The sequence below is a fragment of the Fontimonas sp. SYSU GA230001 genome (assembly GCF_040066175.1).
Lineage (GTDB): Bacteria > Pseudomonadota > Gammaproteobacteria > Nevskiales > Nevskiaceae > Solimonas.
The window spans coordinates 159,522-174,930 of sequence record NZ_JBEAAM010000001.1 but is presented as its reverse complement, the minus strand read 5'-3'; the positions used below and the strand labels follow the sequence as shown (position 1 = coordinate 174,930).

Genomic DNA, 15,409 nt, shown 5'->3' with positions numbered 1-15,409 from the left:
CATGTCCCAACCGCTCAACCGGCGCTCGAAGCTGATCACCCAGGGTGTCCAGCGCTCGCCGAACCGCGCGATGCTGCGCGCCGTCGGCTTCACGGATGCCGACTTCGAAAAACCGATCGTCGGCGTGGCCAACGGCCACTCGACGATGAATCCCTGCAATGCCGGTATCCAGCCGCTGGCGGATCGCGCGGTCGCCGCACTGCGCGACGCCGGGGCGATGCCACAGACCTTTGGCGTGCCGACCGTCACCGACGGCATCTCGATGGGCACCGAAGGCATGAAGTTCTCACTGGTGTCGCGCGAGGTCATCGCCGACGGCATCGAGACGGCGACATCGAGCCAGTGCATGGACGGTCTGCTTGCGATCGGCGGCTGCGACAAGAACATGCCGGGCGCGATGATCGCGATGCTGCGCATGAACATCCCGGCGATCTTCTGTTACGCCGGCACGATCAAGCCCGGATGCTGGAAAGGGCAGGCGCTGACCATCGTCTCGCCATTCGAGGCGGTCGGCGCGTTCCAGGCGGGCAAGATGTCGAAGGAGGACTTCGAGGGCATCGAGAAGAACGCCTGCCCGACGACCGGCGCCTGCGGCGGCATGTACACGGCGAACACGATGTCGTCGTCGTTCGAGGCGCTGGGCATGTCGCTGCTGGGTTCCTCGCAGATGGCCTGCCCGGATCCCGAGAAGGCCGATTCGGTGGCCGAGTCGGCGCGGGTGCTGGTCGAGGCGATCCGCCGCGACTTGAAGCCACGTGACATCGTCACGCGCAAGGCGCTGGAGAATGCGATCGCCCTGGTGATGGCCACCGGCGGCTCGACCAACGCCGTGCTGCATTACCTGGCGATCGCGCACGCGGCGCAGGTGCCGTTCGCGATCGAGGACGTCGAAACCATCCGCCTGCGCACGCCGGTGCTCTGCGATCTCAAGCCCTCCGGCAAGTACGTCGCCACCGATTTCCACAGCGCCGGCGGCGTGCCGCTGGTGATGAAGATGCTGCTCAAGGCCGGGCTGGTGCACGGTGATGCGCTGACGATCACCGGACAGACGCTGGCACAGGCCCTGGAGGCGGTGCCGGACACGCCGCGTGCGGACCAGGATGTGATCCGGCCGATCGACCGGCCGATCTACAAGCAGGGCCATCTGGCGGTGCTCAAGGGCAATCTCGCCACCGAGGGCTGCGTCGCCAAGATCACCGGCCTGAAGAATCCGGCGATCACCGGGCCGGCGCGCGTGTTCGACTCGGAAGACGAGTGCATGGCCGCGATCATGGCCGACACGATCAAACCGGGCGACGTGCTGGTGATCCGCTACGAGGGCCCCAGGGGCGGGCCCGGCATGCGCGAGATGCTGGCGCCGACGTCGGCACTGGTCGGCAAGGGTCTGGGTGAGAGCGTCGGCCTGATCACCGACGGCCGCTTCTCCGGTGGCACCTGGGGCATGGTTGTCGGCCACGTCGCGCCCGAGGCCTTCGTCGGCGGCACGATCGCACTGGTGGAGGAGGGCGACAGCATCACCATCGACGCACACCGCCACCTGATCCAGCTCAACGTGGACGATGCCGAACTGGCGCGGCGGCGCGCGGCCTGGAAGCAGCCGGCGCCGCGCTACACACGCGGTGTGCTCGCCAAGTACGCCAAGCTGGTCGGCAGCGCGTCGAAGGGTGCGGTGACGGATTGAGCCGCCACTAGGCCGATACTGCGGGAAATCCGAAGAACGCGCGCGCCGTCGCGCGCGTCGCCTGCGCGATCTGTGCCTCCGTCTGGCCGCGCGCCTGCGCGAGCGCGCGCACGATCCAGACCAGGAAGGCCGGTTCGTTGCGGCGGTGCGAGACTTTGGGTGCGGTGCGTGGCAGCAGATAGGGCGCGTCGGTTTCGATCATCAGCCGTTCGTCCGGGATGATCCGTACCGCTTCGAGCAGGTGCGCGCCGCGGCGTTCGTCGCAGATCCACCCGGTGATGCCGATGTGGCAGTCGAGCGCGAGATAGTCTTCCAGCGCGGCCTGGGTGTCGGTGAAACAGTGCACGACCACCTTGCCGAGCTGCGGCCGGTGCTCGCGCAGCATCGCCAGGAAGTCGGCGTGCGCGTCGCGCTGGTGCAGGAACAACGGCCGGTGCGTGTCGGCGGCGATCGCCAGCTGGGCGGCGAAGGCGCGACGCTGGTCGTCGTGCGAGGCATAGTTACGGAAGTAATCGAGCCCGCACTCGCCCAGCGACACGACCTCCGGCAGCGTCGCCAGCTCGCGGATCTGTGCGGCGAGCGCATCGCTCCAGTCCGCGGCGTGGTGTGGATGCAGGCCGGCGGTCGCATGCAGGCGGCCGCGGTGGCGACGCGCGAGTGCGAGCGCCTTGCGGTTGCTGTCGGCCGAGCTGCCGGTGACGACGATCTGCGTGACGCCAGCAGCGGCAGCCCGTTCGAGCACGGCGTCGAGGTCGGCGTCGAAACTGTCGTGTGCGAGGTTGGCTCCGATATCGACCAGGTTCATGACGGTCAAGGCACCTGGCCCTTGGTTTCGTCCGGGAAGCATTCGTGGCGCCACAGCACCTGCTGCTCGACCTTGGCCGGCGTGCCGGGCGGCGGCGTCATCTCCAGTGCGTAGATCATCTTGAACGTCATCAGACGCCGGTTGCGTGCCTCGCCGTCCAGCTTGTCGGCGTTCCAGGTTCGGCACAGATACTTGCCGTAGTAGAGCCGCTGTTCGGCGAACTGGCGTTCCCACAGGCGTCCGCGATAGGTCAGCCAGCGGATGTTGCCGTGATCCTGCGAATACAGTGCCGGCTTGTCGTAGCTCGGCGCGCCGCGTTCGGGGTGCAGGACGTCGATCTCGCTACCGTCGGCCAGGCGGCCGGGCACGATCAGCCAGCCATCTTCCTTGAGCGGGAACGGCGCGAACATGTTCCACAGCTGGTCGATGCGCAGTGTGCGGAACAGGGGCGTCAGCGCGGCGTAGCTGCGCTGCGGTGGCATGCCGATCGTATGAAGATTCCAGACCAGCACCAGCAACACGAAGACCGCCGCCAGGGTCTGGCCGACGCGGCCGGTTTCCCAGCGGACTCCGCGCGACGGAAGCAGCCAGGCCGTCAGCCGGCCGAATGCACCGCGATGGCGGGCGACGAAGTCATACACGGCGTTGCCGGGCCGCCCGAGGGCCGGCACACGCAACAGCGGCCACAGCCAGCCGAGCAGCGGCGAATGCTTGACCAGGATCGCGAACGCGGGCCATTTGAGATAGGCCTGTTCGTCGGCGTCGATCACGACCCAGGAATAATTGGCTTCCATCAGCGTGCGCGCGCGCGGCGTGTCCTGCGCCGGTGCGATGTCGGCGCGCGGCAACACGAGGAACTGCTGGAGCAGGCGGCACGATTTCAGACAAAAACCGCAGTCGCGGTCGTAGTAGATGCGCGGTGCCACTGGATGCCGGCGCGCATGGCGCTCGCCGAGCCGGTCCCAGACCCAGCCGCCGCAGAACACGGTCAGGGAGGACAGGCTGACGTAGGGGAAATGCCCGAGCTCCAGGCACAGCAGGAAGCCGACGTGCATCAGCATGAACGCCAGCATCAGCCCGAAGCGCAGCGGCCTCAGGAACACCGGCGAGAAGATCAGGATCGGCCCGAGCAATTCCAGCCACCAGACGTAGGCGCTGAGCAGCCGGGTCAGCGGCAGGAATTCGTTGAGCAGCCTGCCCAGCGGCAGGACGTGCCGGTCCAGTGACAGCGCGTAATAGACCGCGGTGTAATCCGGCACCCACTCATGGCCCGATTTGAGGATCGCGCTGAAGAAATACACCGACATCACCTGCAGCAGCAGGCCCAGCGACGCCCAGGAGACGTGCAGGTTCCGTGTCGGCGGCGGGTTTTCGGCCGTCGCGGCGTCCACCGAATAGCGCGCCCCCAGCGGCAGGAACATGGCCCAGAACAGCAGGCAGGCCATCAGCAGGTCGCCGCCGATGAGAACGACCGGATTGCGATTGAGCAGCGAGGCCCACAGCACGAAGGACAGGATGCTCGCGAGCCGCGTGCGCCAGCCGAGCGCGAACATCAGCGCGAGCACGGTCTGCGCGGCCATCAGCGTGGCGACGAACCACGCCTGACCGCCGACCAGATAGACGGAGAGGCGCTGCGGTGCGTCGAACTGCAACAGCCAGCTGCGCGGCATCACGCCGGCGTCGGTCCAGAATGCCGACAGATCGCCGAAGGCCAGCAGCAGATTGCAGAACAGCACGGTGCCCAGCGCGACGCGGAACAGCGCCAGCGTGCGCAGGTCGATGCCGAAGATCTCCGCGAGTCGTGGATAGCGTTGCGTGAAGTCCATGGAAGTCGAGGATGCGGATGCCCAAACGACAAGGGGAGCCGGCGGCTCCCCTTGATCAGGTGCTCATTGCATCACTGCCGAATCAGGTCGCCCATGTAACCGGTCCCGCCGTCGAGATCGATGACCTGCGCAGTGGAGCCGAAACCCAAACCGCCATCGTGCGCGTCGTAGGGCAGGCAGAGGGGTGTGCCGGGCAGGCAGGTTCCACCGGTCGTCCCGCCCCCTGTCGTGGCCCCGCCGGCCGTCGAGCCGGGCGCCGGATCGGGCGACTCGCTCTCGCTGTTCGCCACTTCCGCGACGACGAACCCGAGGCCGACGACGCCGGCGGCCAGCAGCCCCCAGTCGATCGCAGTCCACTGCGTTCCGCCCGCGGCGGCTTCGTCCTGGTTCAGGCGCAGCTGGCGCACGAACGGCATGCCGTTGATGCTCGCAGCCGAGAAGCCGGCGCGATCGAACTCCACCGCCATCAGCGCGGGCCGTTCTGCGGGCGCTTCGTCCAGGCCGAGCGGGCGATCGATGCGCAGGCCGTAGAAGAACGACTCGGACGCCGGTGCGGCACCGCCGAAACTGAAGTTCAGATAGGCGCGCGCCTCGGGCTGCCGCGAATCCGGCGCCGCCGCTGCGGCGAGCAGGCTCGTGCCGCAGACGACCGTACCGGTGGTCAGCGCCAGAAGGATGTTACGCATCGAGATCCCCCAAATTTGCGTTCAAGTAGTTGATGTCAAACTATAGGCAGCGACTCCCGGACTCGCAAGCGCGAGCCGGCACGCGCTCCGCGACTCGGTTCCGATCGCCCCGCCCATGACCCACGTGCACGCACTGCCTCCGCCTGGAACGACCGAAGAACGCTTGATCCCCGGACCGGCCGGACGCATCGAGGCACTGCTGGCGGCGCCTCTGCAGCCGCGAGTGCCGCCGGTGTTCGCCATCGTCTGTCATCCGCACCCGCTGTTCGGCGGAGCGATGAGCAACAAGGTCGCGTACATGCTGGCGGCGAGCGCGCAGAAGTCCGGCGTCTATGCGCTGCGCTTCAACTTCCGCGGTGTCGGCCGCAGCGAAGGCCGCCACGATGGCGGGCACGGCGAGACCGACGACGTCGAGTTCCTGGTGCACTGGATGCACGAGCGGCTGCCGGGCGCGCGCGTGGTGCTGATGGGCTTTTCGTTCGGCGCGTGGGTCAGCGTGCGCGCTGCGCGTCACCTTCATCCGGTCGCGCAGGTCAGCATCGCGCCGCCGTTTGGCAAGTACGTCGGCGACGAGGCGGTGCCGCAGCGTCCGCCATGCCCGTGGCTCGTGGTGCATGGTCTCGACGACGAAGTCGTGGACTACGGCAACACCAAGGCCGTGCTCGATGCCTATGATCCGCCGCCGGAGCTGGTGACGCTCGATGGTGTCGGTCATTTCTTTCACGGCCGTCTGACCGAGCTGGGAGGCATCGTCCAGGCGTTCTTGCAGCGCCAGCTCGGTTGAGCGGGCGTTCAGCCGCGCTCTGCTATTCTCGCCGCCGCTCACGAATCCCGAAGGAGATCTCCATGCGTCGCGTGCTACTGCTCTGCTCGTTCGTCCTGCCCGCCGCGCCGGCTCTTGCGGCCACGGAGTTCGGCGTGGACTGCGTATCCGCCGGCAATACCTGCCAGGTCGCGTTCGAAGGCGTGGTCAAGGACGTCGCCGCGGCGCTGAACTACAAGCAGCTCGGGCCGGCCGAGGCGACGGGCATCACCGGCATCGGCCTCGGCGTGTTCGCCAACTACACCACCACCGAGAACAGGGATGCATGGCGCACGCTGACCGGCACGGACGTCGATGCGGTCGGCATGGCCGGCATCGTCGCCAGCAAGGGGCTGCCGTTCGGCATCGACGTCGGTGCGTTTTTCACCGCCGTGCCGGACACCAGCGTCAAGGTGTATGGCGCCGAACTGCGTTATGCGATTCTCGAAGGCGGCGTGGCGCAGCCGGCGCTGGCGGTGCGCGGCGCGTACACGCGCACCGACGGCATCGACGACTTCGATTACGAGGCCTGGAACGCCGACGTCTCGCTGTCGAAGGGTTTCGCGATCCTGACACCCTACATCGGCGCCGGTTATGTCTGGGCGACGGCGACGCCCAAGGGCTCGGCCGCGCAACTGGCCAATCTGCGCGAGGTCGAGGCCGACCGCGAGCGCTTCTTCGCCGGGCTGCGGCTGGGGCTGGGCCTGCTCGAACTGACGCCCGAGTACGAACGCATCGGCGACAACAACGCCTACAACCTGCGCTTCGGCCTGTCTTTCTGAAGTGGGCATGTTCGACAAGCTGTCTCGCCGGCTGCGCGCGGCCGCGCCGCAGTCCGGGCCCGCGCCGCGTCATCTGGCGATGGCGGTGCTGCTGGTGGAGACCGCGCGCGCCGACTTCGAGGATCAGCCCGCCGAGCGGCAGGCGATGCAGTCCGCGCTGGCCGCGGTTCTCGGGCTCGATGCGCGGCAGTCGGCGCAGCTGATCGAACAGGCGTTCGACCAGTCACGCGCCGCGGTTTCTCTGCACGGGTTCCTGCGCACGCTCAACACGGAGCTGGACCCTGCGGCCAAATGCGAGCTTCTGGAATGGCTGTGGCGTGTGGCCTATGCCGACGGACGCGTCGCGCCGCATGAGGAGGCGCGCATCCGCCAGATCGCCGAGCTGCTGTTCATAGGGCACGCCGACTTCGTGCGGCTGCGCATGAAGGTCGAGGCAGAACCGGCGGCGCCCGCATGAATCGTGTCAGCGCGGGTTCATCCGTCCGCGGTGACGATGCCGCCCATTTCCGCAAAGAGGGATTCCAGATGAAGAGCACACTCCTCCTGGCGCTGCCGGTACTGCTGGCGGCCTGCACCGCGCCGCGGGCTTACGACGCGCCGCGCCAGCCCGAGCCACCGCGCTCAATCCTCGTTGCGCAGGCCGATTCGCCCGAGCGCGGCGACATGGCGGCGCAGGCCACGCCTGGCGACACCTACAGTGCCGAGGAGATCGCCCGCGAGGCTTCGCAGTTCTTCGGCGAGACCAGCGAGAATCTGGCCAAGGCGATCGAGCGCACGTTCTCCGATCACGGCCGGCCGACGGCTTACGTGCTCGGCCGCGAGGGCGGCGGCGCCGCGGTCGTCGGCCTGCGCTTCGGTGAGGGGACGCTGCGCTTCAAGACCGGCGGGAGCCTGCCGGTGTACTGGCAGGGTCCGACCGTCGGCTGGGATTTCGGCGGCAGCGCGTCCAAGGTGTTCACGCTGGTTTACAACCTGCACGACAGCCGCGACCTGTTCCAGCGCTTCCCTGCGGTCGATGGCAGCCTCTACGTCGTCGCCGGCTTCAGCGTCAACTACCAGCGCAGCGGCGACATCGTGCTGGCGCCGATCCGCACCGGCGTCGGCCTGCGCGCCGGCGCCAGTCTCGGCTACATCCATTACACGCGCGATCGGTCCTTCATCCCATTCTGAGTGGCGCGTCGCACACGGCGGAGGCGGCAAGACGGCCCCGGTTGCTAGTGCAGCGCGCCGATCCGGCGTGCCAGCTCGGCAACGTCGGTCCGGTCCTGATAGATCCCGAAGCCGATGCGCAGGCGGTCGCCGCGCCGATCGCTGACGACGTCGGCCGCCTGCAGCTGTGCGTGCGCGTGGGCGGCCTGCGGATGGCGGAACGCGAGGAAGTTGCCGCGTGGCAGCGGCTCCGGCGGCACCAGCGCGGCGCGCGACAGGACCGGGTGGCGCAGCCGGTCGAGCAGCACCAGGAACTCGCGCTGCAGTTCGAGCGCATGGGCGCGGATCGCCGGCACACTCAGCTGATGGCGCCGTGCCCAGTCCATCACCGCGTTGAAGCGATACAGCGCGGTGGGATCGAAGGTCGCGCCCCAGAAGCGGCTGCCGGAGTCCGGGTAAGTCAGCGCCGTGCCGTGGCGCTGGCTCAGCTGCGCGAGCTCGGCGAGCCAGCCGGTGTTGACCGGGCGCGCAACCTGGCCGGGCGGGCAGTGCATCCACGCGGCGCCTTCGCCGCTCATCGCGTACTTGTAGCCTCCGCCCAGGTAGAAGGCCCGCGCGGCGATGCGGCCCAGGTCGATCGGCACGGCCATGAAGGCGTGGTAGCCGTCGATCACGACCAGGCTGCGCGGACTCGGCACCGCATCGACGATCGGTCGCAGGTCGTCGATCCAGTAGCCCGAGTTGAAGAACACGTGGCTGAGATAGATCAGGTGATGGCCGCCGGCCTGCGCCGCCTCGGTGAAACGGGCGACGAAGCTGGAGAACGGTTCGACCGGCACGCGGGTAGCCTCGGCGCGGCCGGCTTCTTCGAGGCGGCGCAGTTGGCGGTCGAAGCTGACGAACTCGCTGTCCGTCGTCAGCACGCGGAAGGGCTGCGCCTCGATCGAGGACAGCAGCCGCAGGACGAACTCGTGCGTGTTCGCGCCGAAGCAGATCGTGCCGGGGTCGGGCAGGTTGAGCAGCCGCGCGAGATGATGTTGCGCGGTCGGGACGATCTCGCCAAACACCTTGTCCCACTTGGCGTCGATCAGGTCCGCCGCGTCGAGCCAGGCCTGCTGCTGCGCCTCGAAGCTCACGTCCGGCCAGGGATGATGGCTGTGCGCGCAAAAGTGCAGACGCTGCGGATGCGCGCCGAGAAACCGCGAGAAATGCGCCTTGGCGCCCATGGTCAGTCCCTCCCGACTGTACGGCCGGATCGCGTCGGGTCCTCGTGTCCGGGCATCTGACGCGCCCTGTCTGCTTAAGATACGCGAGCGGGCGTGCCGGTCAAATCCGATCGCAGAGCCTCGTTGCCCGGCGCCGCACGGCCGTCGGCGCGGCGGCGGCCGGGAACTGCGGCGCGGGCCGGTGGTCAATCTGGCTACAATCCCGACCCCAACTCTTTGTCCCTGGAGACTCCGATGAGCTGGAACGACAATCTGCGGCCCGTCCCCGTCCGCGCCCACGGCGTGCCGGCGCGCACCTCGGTGGTCTACGACCCTGCCGCCGACGGCGCGCAAAAAGTGTTGCGCAACACCTACCTGCTGCTGTCGATGACCCTGCTGTTCAGCGCCGCGATGGCCGGCCTGTCGTTGGCCATCGGTGTGCCCTACGGCCTGAGCCTGCTCTGTTCGCTGGCCGCGCTCGGCCTGCTGTGGTTCGTCGTGCCGCGCACGGCGAACTCCGAAGCCGGTATCTGGGTGGTGTTCGCGGTCACCGGGCTGCTGGGCTTCGGTCTGGGGCCGGTCCTCAACGTCTACCTCAAGGGTCTTGCCCACGGCTCGCAGATCGTCGGCATGGCGTTCGGGCTGACCGGCGCGATCTTCGTCGGCCTGTCTGCCTACGCGGTGAAGTCCCGCCGGGATTTCAGCTTCATGCGCGGCTTTCTGTTCAGCGGCATCCTGCTGGCGTTCGTGCTGAGCATCGGCCTGCTCGTCGCCTCGCTGTTCGGCGTCTATCTGCAGCCGCTGGCGCTGGGCATCTCGGCGATGTTCGCGCTGCTGATGTGCGGCATGATCCTGTACCAGACCGGCGAGATCGTGAGCGGTGGCGAGACCAACTACGTGCTGGCGACCATTTCCCTGTACGTGGCCATCTACAATCTGTTCACGAGCCTGCTGCACCTGCTCGGATTCGCATCGGGTGACGACTGATCGACCATCGAGGTCGTCTGTGACTCGGGGCCCCGCCGGATCGCGGGGCCTTTTTCGTACGGGAGCGAGGAGCGATGAACTGGAGCACCATCGGACAGACCGTGGGCCTGCTGGTCGCATCGAACGTCTTCATGACGCTGGCCTGGTATGCCCATCTGCGCGACCTGCGCGAGTCGCCGTGGATCGTCGCCGTGCTGCTGAGCTGGGGTATCGCGCTGTTCGAGTACATGCTCCAGGTGCCGGCCAACCGCATCGGCTACACGGTCCTGACGCTGCCGCAGCTGAAGATCCTGCAGGAAGTCATCACGCTGATCGTGTTCGTGCCGTTCGTGCTGATGTACATGCAGCAGTCGCTCAAGTGGGACTACCTGTGGGCCGCGTTGTGCATGGTCGGCGCCGTCTATTTCGTGTTCCGCTCGTGAGCCCGGCGCTTCGGGCTAGGCTATGACGCGCACGACACACAGGAGAGCATGGGCATGATTTCGGTGGACGACTACCAGCGCCACGACGGGCTCGGACTCGCCGCGCTGGTGCGCGAGCGACAGGTTACGCCGGCGGAGCTGCTGGAGGCGGCGATCGCACGCGCCGATGCCGTCAACCCGAAGATCAACGCGATCGTCATCTCGATGCAAGAGATCGCCCGCGAGCGTGTGCGGCAGCCGCTCACGGGGCCGTTCGCCGGCGTGCCCTTCCTGGTCAAGGACGTGATCCAGGATTACGCCGGTGTGCCGACGACCGTCGGCAGCGCGGCGATCCGCGACTACGTGCCCGCCACGCATGCGGAGATCACCGAGCGCTTCCTGCGCAGCGGTGCCGTCGTCTTCGGCAAGACCAATTCACCGGAGCTCGCGCTCAAGGGCTGCACCGAGCCGTTGCGCTGGGGTGCGACGCGCAATCCCTGGAATCTGGAGCGCACGCCCGGCGGATCGAGCGGCGGCGCGGCAGCGGCCGTGGCCGCCGGCATCGTGCCGCTGGCCGGCGCCAACGACGGCGGCGGTTCGATCCGCATCCCGGCCGCCTGCTGCGGCCTGTTCGGCCTGCGGCCGTCGCGCGGGCGCGTGCCGCTGGGGCCGCGTCTGGGCGAGGCCTGGGAGGGCGCGTCGTCGGATCTGGTCGTGTCGCGCAGCGTGCGCGACAGCGCGGCGATGCTCGACGCGATTCACGGTGCGGACGTCGGCGCGCCCTTCGAGATCCGCCCGCCCGCGCGGCCGTATCTCGAAGAACTGCGCAGCGAGCCCGGGCGTCTGCGCATCGCCTTCTGCACGCGCTCGCCGATCGGCACCGACGTGCACCCCGACTGCGTGCAGGCGGTGGTCGATGCGGCGCGGCTGCTCGAAAGTCTGGGTCATCACGTCGAGGAGGCGGCACCGGACGTGGACGGAGACGCGCTCGCCCGTGACTACCTGACGATGTACATGGGCCAGGTCGCCGCCGACATCGCCCACTGGGGTGCGGTCGCCGGCGCCCGCGAAGCCGATTTCGAGCCGGACACGCGCGTGCTCGGTCTGCTCGGCCGCACACTGTCGGCGGGCGACTACGTGCTCGCGCGCCGCCGCTGGAACGACTACGCACGCGCGCTGGGCCGTTTCCACCAGCGCTACGCGCTGTACATGACGCCGACGCTCGCACAGCCGCCGATGCGTATCGGCGAGCTCGAACTGCCGCGCTGGCAGCAGATCGCCCGGTCGCTGCTGCTGGGCCTGCGTGCAGGCCGCCTGCTGCACGGCAGCGGCATGGTCGAACAGCTGGCGCGCGACAGTCTGGCCAAGGTGCCATTCACGCAGCTCGCCAATCTCACCGGCACGCCGGCGATGTCGGTGCCTTTGCATTGGACCGCCGAAAACCTGCCGATCGGCGTCCAGTTCATCGCGCCCTTCGGCGCCGAGGATCTGCTGTTCCGTCTCGCCGCGCAGCTGGAACAGGCCAGGCCCTGGGCGCAGCGCCGGCCGGTGCTGTGAACGTCCTCATCGATCCGCGCTTCTGCGGCCCGCCGGCCTCGGGCAATGGCGGCTACAGCTGCGGGCTGCTCGCGCAGCACCTGCCGGGTTCCGTCGAGGTCACGCTCAAGGCGCCGCCGCCGCTGGGTGTCGATCTGCAGATCGACGTATCCGGCCACGCGGCACGAATGACGTGCGACGGACAGGTGATCGCCGAGGCGCGGGTCATCGACGCCGACTGGCCGGCACCGCCGCCGCGTCCCGACTTCGAGGCGGCCGTCCTGGCGGCGACGCGCTACGCCGGATTCCGCCGGCACGACTACCCGACCTGCTTCGCCTGCGGACCGGACCGCGCCGAACACGACGGGCTGCGCATCTTCAGCGGGCCGTGGCGCGACGGCATCGTCGCCGCACCCTGGATCGCGGACGACTCGCTCGCCGATGCGCAGGGCACGCTGCCGGTGCCGGTGCTGTGGGCCGCGATCGACTGTGCCGGCTACTGGGCCGCGACGGCCGGTCTCGATCCCGGTCCGGCGATGCTGCTCGGCCGCATGAGCGCGCGATTCGACGGCAGTGTGCGTGCAGGGGAACGCTGCATCGTCTCCGGCTGGACGCTGGGTGTGGACGGCCGCAAGCATCGGGCCGGCACCGCGCTGTTCGGCGCCGACGGCCGCTGCGTCGGCCAGTCGCGCCAGACCTGGATCGCCCTCAAGGGCGAACGCTGATCCGCATGGACGAACTGATCGTCGCGCTCGCTCCACGTCTGCCGACGCTGGCATCCGAACTGCCGCGTGTGCTCGCGGCGAGCCGCTTCCTGCGTGCCGCGCTCGCGGCTCTCGACGCCGACGACCTGGACGGTTTCGAGCGTTCCTATCGTCACGGCGAGCTGGCGGCGCGTGTCGATGGCGCAGTCGCCGCCGATCCCGCCATGGTGGCGCGTGTCTTGCGGCGGGCGCGCCGGCGCGAGATGGCGCGTATCGCCCTGCGCGATCTCGCCGGCGCCGCCGGGCTCGACGAAACCCTGCGCGACCTCTCCGACCTGGCCGATGCCTGTGTCGCTGCCGCCCTGCGCGGTGTCGAGAACCGCCTGCAGGCCCGCCACGGCGTGCCGCGCGGCGCCGATGGCGAGATCGTGCGGCCGGTGGTGCTGGGTATGGGCAAGCTGGGCGGGCGCGAGCTGAACTTCTCGTCCGACATCGACCTGATCTTCTGTCACACCGACAGCGGTGAGACCGATGGCGAACGCAGCATCAGTTCGGACGAATACTTCATCAAGCTCGCGCAGGAGACGACGAAGCTGCTGCTCGCGCAGACCGAGGACGGCTTCGTGTTCCGCGTCGATACGATGCTGCGGCCGTTCGGGTCGGCCGGCGCGCTGTCGGCTTCGTTCCCGGCGCTGGAGGACTACTACCAGGTGCATGGCCGCGAGTGGGAGCGCTACGCGCTGATCAAGGCGCGGCCGATCGCCGGCGATCTCGAAGCGGGCGAGCGCCTGCTGCGCGCGCTGCGGCCCTTCGTCTATCGCCGCTATCTCGACTACAACGCGATCGGTGCGTTGCGCGAGCTCAAGAAACTGATCGAGGACGAGGTCGCGCGCAAGGGACTCGAAGACAACGTCAAGCTCGGCGCCGGCGGCATCCGCGAGATCGAGTTCATCGTGCAGTCGTTCCAGCTGGTGCGCGGCGGCAGCGTCGCTGCACTGCGCGACAGCCGGCTGCGGCCGGTGCTGCGCTACCTCGGCGAGAATGGCTATCTCGACGCCGGCGATGCGCAACGGCTCGACGAGGCCTACGTGTTCCTGCGCCGGCTCGAGAACGCGATCCAGATGTACGCCGACCAGCAGACGCATGCGCTGCCGATGGCCGAAGATGCGCGCGCCGCGCTGGTCGCCGCGCTGTGCTTCCAGGACTGGGCAGCGCTGGTCGCGCGCGTGACCGAAGTCCGCAGCTTCGTCCGTGCCCAGTTCGCGCGCGTGTTCGCCACCCGGCACCATGCGCCGGAGAGCGTGCAGCAGCAGCTGGTCGATGCGCTGTGGAGCGGGGCGCTGACCGGCGACGCCGCGCTCGAAGCGCTGTATGCGGCAGGCTTCCGGCGCCACCCGCAGGCCGTGCTTGCACAGTTCGAGTCCTTGCGCGAGGTGCGGCTGGTGCGCGCGATGCGCGAAGAAGCCGTGCAGAAACTGCGTGCGCTGCTGGCAGAGATCGTCGAGCTGGCGCTCACCCACGCCGAACCCGAGACCGCGCTGGTGCGGACGCTGCGCGTGGTCGAGGCCGTGGCCGGTCGCAGCACCTACCTGACCTTGTTGCGCGAGTCGGTTGCCGCGCGCGGTACGCTGGTGCGTCTGTGTGCGGCCAGTCCGTGGCTGACCGAGTTCATCGCCCACGCGCCGATCGTGCTCGACAGCCTGCTCGACGCGCGCGCGCTGTACGCGCCGCCGGAGCGTGCCGAACTGTTCGCCGAGCTGGCGCGCCGCGCCGAGCCGCTGCATCCGCCGGCCGACACCGAGCAGGCGATGGACCTGCTGCGCCACTATCAGAAGGAGATCACGCTGCGCGTCGCCGCCGCGGATCTGGTCGAGGCGCTGCCGCTGGTCAAGGTCAGCGACCGGCTGACCTGGCTTGCCGAGGCGATCGTCAGTCAGGCGCTGGCCTTTGCCTGGCAGGAGATGCGCGCGCAATACGGCGCGCCGCTCAGGAACGACGGCACGCCGGCCGGCTTCGCGGTGATCGCCTACGGCAAATTCGGCGGCGTCGAACTGGGTTACGGCTCCGATCTCGACCTGGTGTTCCTGCACGACTGCGACCAGCTCGACGCCGACAGCGCCGGTGGGCCGCGCAGCATCAACAACGGCACCTATCTCGCACGGCTCGCGCAGCGGCTGATCAACTGGCTCGCGACGCAGACACCCGCCGGACGCGCCTACGAGGTGGACATGGAGTTGCGCCCGAACGGCCGCTCGGGGCTCCTGGTCAGCAGCGTCGCCAGCTTCGAGAGCTACCAGCGCAATGAAGCCTGGACCTGGGAGCACCAGGCGCTGACCCGCGCGCGCTGGGTGGCCGGCAGCACCGGCATCGGTGATGCCTTCACGCGCATCCGCCGCGAGGTGCTGATGCAGCCGCGCGACCCGGACCGGCTGCGGCAGGAGATCGTGGAGATGCGCGCGAAGATGCGCGCGAACCTCGACAAGTCCACGTCCGAGGTCTGGGATATCAAGCAGGGCGAGGGCGGGCTGGTCGATCTGGAGTTCATCACCCAGTTCCTCGTGCTGCGCGACGCCCACCACGATGCCGGCATCGTCGAATGGAGTGACAACTGGCGCCAGCTCGAGGCACTGGAGCGCGCCGGGAGTATCGGTGGGCAGGATCGCGACGCCTTGATCCGCTGTTACCGGACGTTCCGCGGCTGGGCGCACAAGCGCGCCCTGCAGAACGAATCGTCGCTGGCGGCCGCGGACGAGTTCGTGCAGGAGCGCGCCACCGTGCTCGACGTGCGCCGGCGCGTGCTGCAGGCATAGCGCCGTCGTCCGAGTCCTCGGTTTGCGCAGGCTAT

At 68.7% G+C, this 15,409-nt stretch carries 14 protein-coding genes; 10 read left to right on the top strand and 4 right to left on the bottom strand.

The features are described from left to right. Window position 1: 1 nt before the first annotated feature. Entirely contained in the window at window positions 2-1,681 is a 1,680-nt protein-coding gene (gene ilvD, locus AAG565_RS00850) for a dihydroxy-acid dehydratase (protein WP_348817640.1), read from the top strand. A 7-nt stretch (window positions 1,682-1,688) separates the two neighbouring features. Here ilvD and AAG565_RS00845 read toward each other — a convergent pair whose 3' ends face one another. The 3 genes from AAG565_RS00845 to AAG565_RS00835 all read right to left on the bottom strand — a co-directional run bounded on the left by AAG565_RS00845 (window position 1,689) and on the right by AAG565_RS00835 (window position 4,998). Further along, on the bottom strand, window positions 1,689-2,486 hold the full coding sequence (locus AAG565_RS00845) for a TatD family hydrolase (RefSeq protein ID WP_348817639.1): 798 nt from the start codon (window positions 2,484-2,486) through the stop codon (window positions 1,689-1,691). Between the two features lie 5 nt (window positions 2,487-2,491). Beyond that, complete coding sequence (locus AAG565_RS00840; RefSeq protein WP_348817638.1) at window positions 2,492-4,312, bottom strand: HTTM domain-containing protein; 1,821 nt, start codon at window positions 4,310-4,312, stop codon at window positions 2,492-2,494. A gap of 71 nt (window positions 4,313-4,383) precedes the next feature. Next, window positions 4,384-4,998, bottom strand: a complete 615-nt coding sequence (locus AAG565_RS00835) for a hypothetical protein (protein ID WP_348817637.1) — start codon at window positions 4,996-4,998, stop codon at window positions 4,384-4,386. Between the two features lie 163 nt (window positions 4,999-5,161). Here AAG565_RS00835 and AAG565_RS00830 point away from each other — a divergent pair, with 163 nt between their 5' ends. The 4 genes from AAG565_RS00830 (at window position 5,162) to AAG565_RS00815 (ending at window position 7,752) form a co-directional block, all read left to right on the top strand. Further along, window positions 5,162-5,782, top strand: coding sequence for an alpha/beta fold hydrolase (locus AAG565_RS00830; protein ID WP_348817636.1), 621 nt, complete (start codon window positions 5,162-5,164; stop codon window positions 5,780-5,782). A gap of 62 nt (window positions 5,783-5,844) precedes the next feature. Then, a complete protein-coding gene (locus tag AAG565_RS00825; RefSeq protein ID WP_348817635.1) occupies window positions 5,845-6,582 on the top strand; it encodes a DUF6588 family protein in 738 nt (245 codons plus the stop codon). A gap of 7 nt (window positions 6,583-6,589) precedes the next feature. Continuing rightward, a complete protein-coding gene (locus AAG565_RS00820; protein WP_348817634.1) occupies window positions 6,590-7,039 on the top strand; it encodes a TerB family tellurite resistance protein in 450 nt (149 codons plus the stop codon). Window positions 7,040-7,107: 68 nt separating this feature from the next. Next, on the top strand, window positions 7,108-7,752 hold the full coding sequence (locus tag AAG565_RS00815; RefSeq protein WP_348817633.1) for a DUF1134 domain-containing protein: 645 nt from the start codon (window positions 7,108-7,110) through the stop codon (window positions 7,750-7,752). Between the two features lie 44 nt (window positions 7,753-7,796). On the opposite strand, the gene AAG565_RS00810 is transcribed toward AAG565_RS00815, so the two are convergent. Next, a complete protein-coding gene (locus AAG565_RS00810; protein ID WP_348817632.1) occupies window positions 7,797-8,957 on the bottom strand; it encodes an aminotransferase class V-fold PLP-dependent enzyme in 1,161 nt (386 codons plus the stop codon). Window positions 8,958-9,191: 234 nt separating this feature from the next. Here AAG565_RS00810 and AAG565_RS00805 point away from each other — a divergent pair, with 234 nt between their 5' ends. The 5 genes from AAG565_RS00805 (at window position 9,192) to glnE (ending at window position 15,374) form a co-directional block, all read left to right on the top strand. Then, the gene (locus tag AAG565_RS00805) at window positions 9,192-9,923 is read left to right on the top strand and encodes a Bax inhibitor-1/YccA family protein (RefSeq protein ID WP_348817631.1); all 732 of its coding nucleotides are present in this window, start codon (window positions 9,192-9,194) and stop codon (window positions 9,921-9,923) included. 74 nt (window positions 9,924-9,997) lie between these two features. Further along, window positions 9,998-10,345 carry a DMT family protein gene (locus AAG565_RS00800; protein ID WP_348817630.1) on the top strand — a complete coding sequence of 116 codons (348 nt, stop codon included), beginning with the start codon at window positions 9,998-10,000 and terminating at the stop codon, window positions 10,343-10,345. A 54-nt stretch (window positions 10,346-10,399) separates the two neighbouring features. Continuing rightward, window positions 10,400-11,881, top strand: coding sequence for an amidase (locus AAG565_RS00795; protein WP_348817629.1), 1,482 nt, complete (start codon window positions 10,400-10,402; stop codon window positions 11,879-11,881). After that, window positions 11,878-12,585 (top strand): hotdog fold domain-containing protein, encoded by a 708-nt coding sequence (locus AAG565_RS00790; protein ID WP_348817628.1) that lies wholly within the window; start codon window positions 11,878-11,880, stop codon window positions 12,583-12,585. Before AAG565_RS00795 ends, AAG565_RS00790 begins: the two co-directional genes overlap by 4 nt. A gap of 5 nt (window positions 12,586-12,590) precedes the next feature. Next, window positions 12,591-15,374, top strand: coding sequence for a bifunctional [glutamate--ammonia ligase]-adenylyl-L-tyrosine phosphorylase/[glutamate--ammonia-ligase] adenylyltransferase (gene glnE / locus AAG565_RS00785; protein WP_348817627.1), 2,784 nt, complete (start codon window positions 12,591-12,593; stop codon window positions 15,372-15,374). Window positions 15,375-15,409 lie beyond the last annotated feature (35 nt).

Bases quoted from the DNA above. Each gene is read 5' to 3' on its own strand.
- AAG565_RS00845 (WP_348817639.1), bottom strand. From the start codon at position 2,486: ATGAACCTGGTCGATATCGGAGCCAACCTCGCACACGACAGTTTCGAC.
- AAG565_RS00835 (WP_348817637.1), bottom strand. From the start codon at position 4,998: ATGCGTAACATCCTTCTGGCGCTGACCACCGGTACGGTCGTCTGCGGC.
- AAG565_RS00840 (WP_348817638.1), bottom strand. From the start codon at position 4,312: ATGGACTTCACGCAACGCTATCCACGACTCGCGGAGATCTTCGGCATC.
- AAG565_RS00805 (WP_348817631.1), top strand. From the start codon at position 9,192: ATGAGCTGGAACGACAATCTGCGGCCCGTCCCCGTCCGCGCCCACGGC.
- AAG565_RS00810 (WP_348817632.1), bottom strand. From the start codon at position 8,957: ATGGGCGCCAAGGCGCATTTCTCGCGGTTTCTCGGCGCGCATCCGCAG.
- glnE (WP_348817627.1), top strand. From the start codon at position 12,591: ATGGACGAACTGATCGTCGCGCTCGCTCCACGTCTGCCGACGCTGGCA.
- AAG565_RS00820 (WP_348817634.1), top strand. From the start codon at position 6,590: ATGTTCGACAAGCTGTCTCGCCGGCTGCGCGCGGCCGCGCCGCAGTCC.
- AAG565_RS00825 (WP_348817635.1), top strand. From the start codon at position 5,845: ATGCGTCGCGTGCTACTGCTCTGCTCGTTCGTCCTGCCCGCCGCGCCG.
- ilvD (WP_348817640.1), top strand. From the start codon at position 2: ATGTCCCAACCGCTCAACCGGCGCTCGAAGCTGATCACCCAGGGTGTC.
- AAG565_RS00815 (WP_348817633.1), top strand. From the start codon at position 7,108: ATGAAGAGCACACTCCTCCTGGCGCTGCCGGTACTGCTGGCGGCCTGC.
- AAG565_RS00800 (WP_348817630.1), top strand. From the start codon at position 9,998: ATGAACTGGAGCACCATCGGACAGACCGTGGGCCTGCTGGTCGCATCG.
- AAG565_RS00795 (WP_348817629.1), top strand. From the start codon at position 10,400: ATGATTTCGGTGGACGACTACCAGCGCCACGACGGGCTCGGACTCGCC.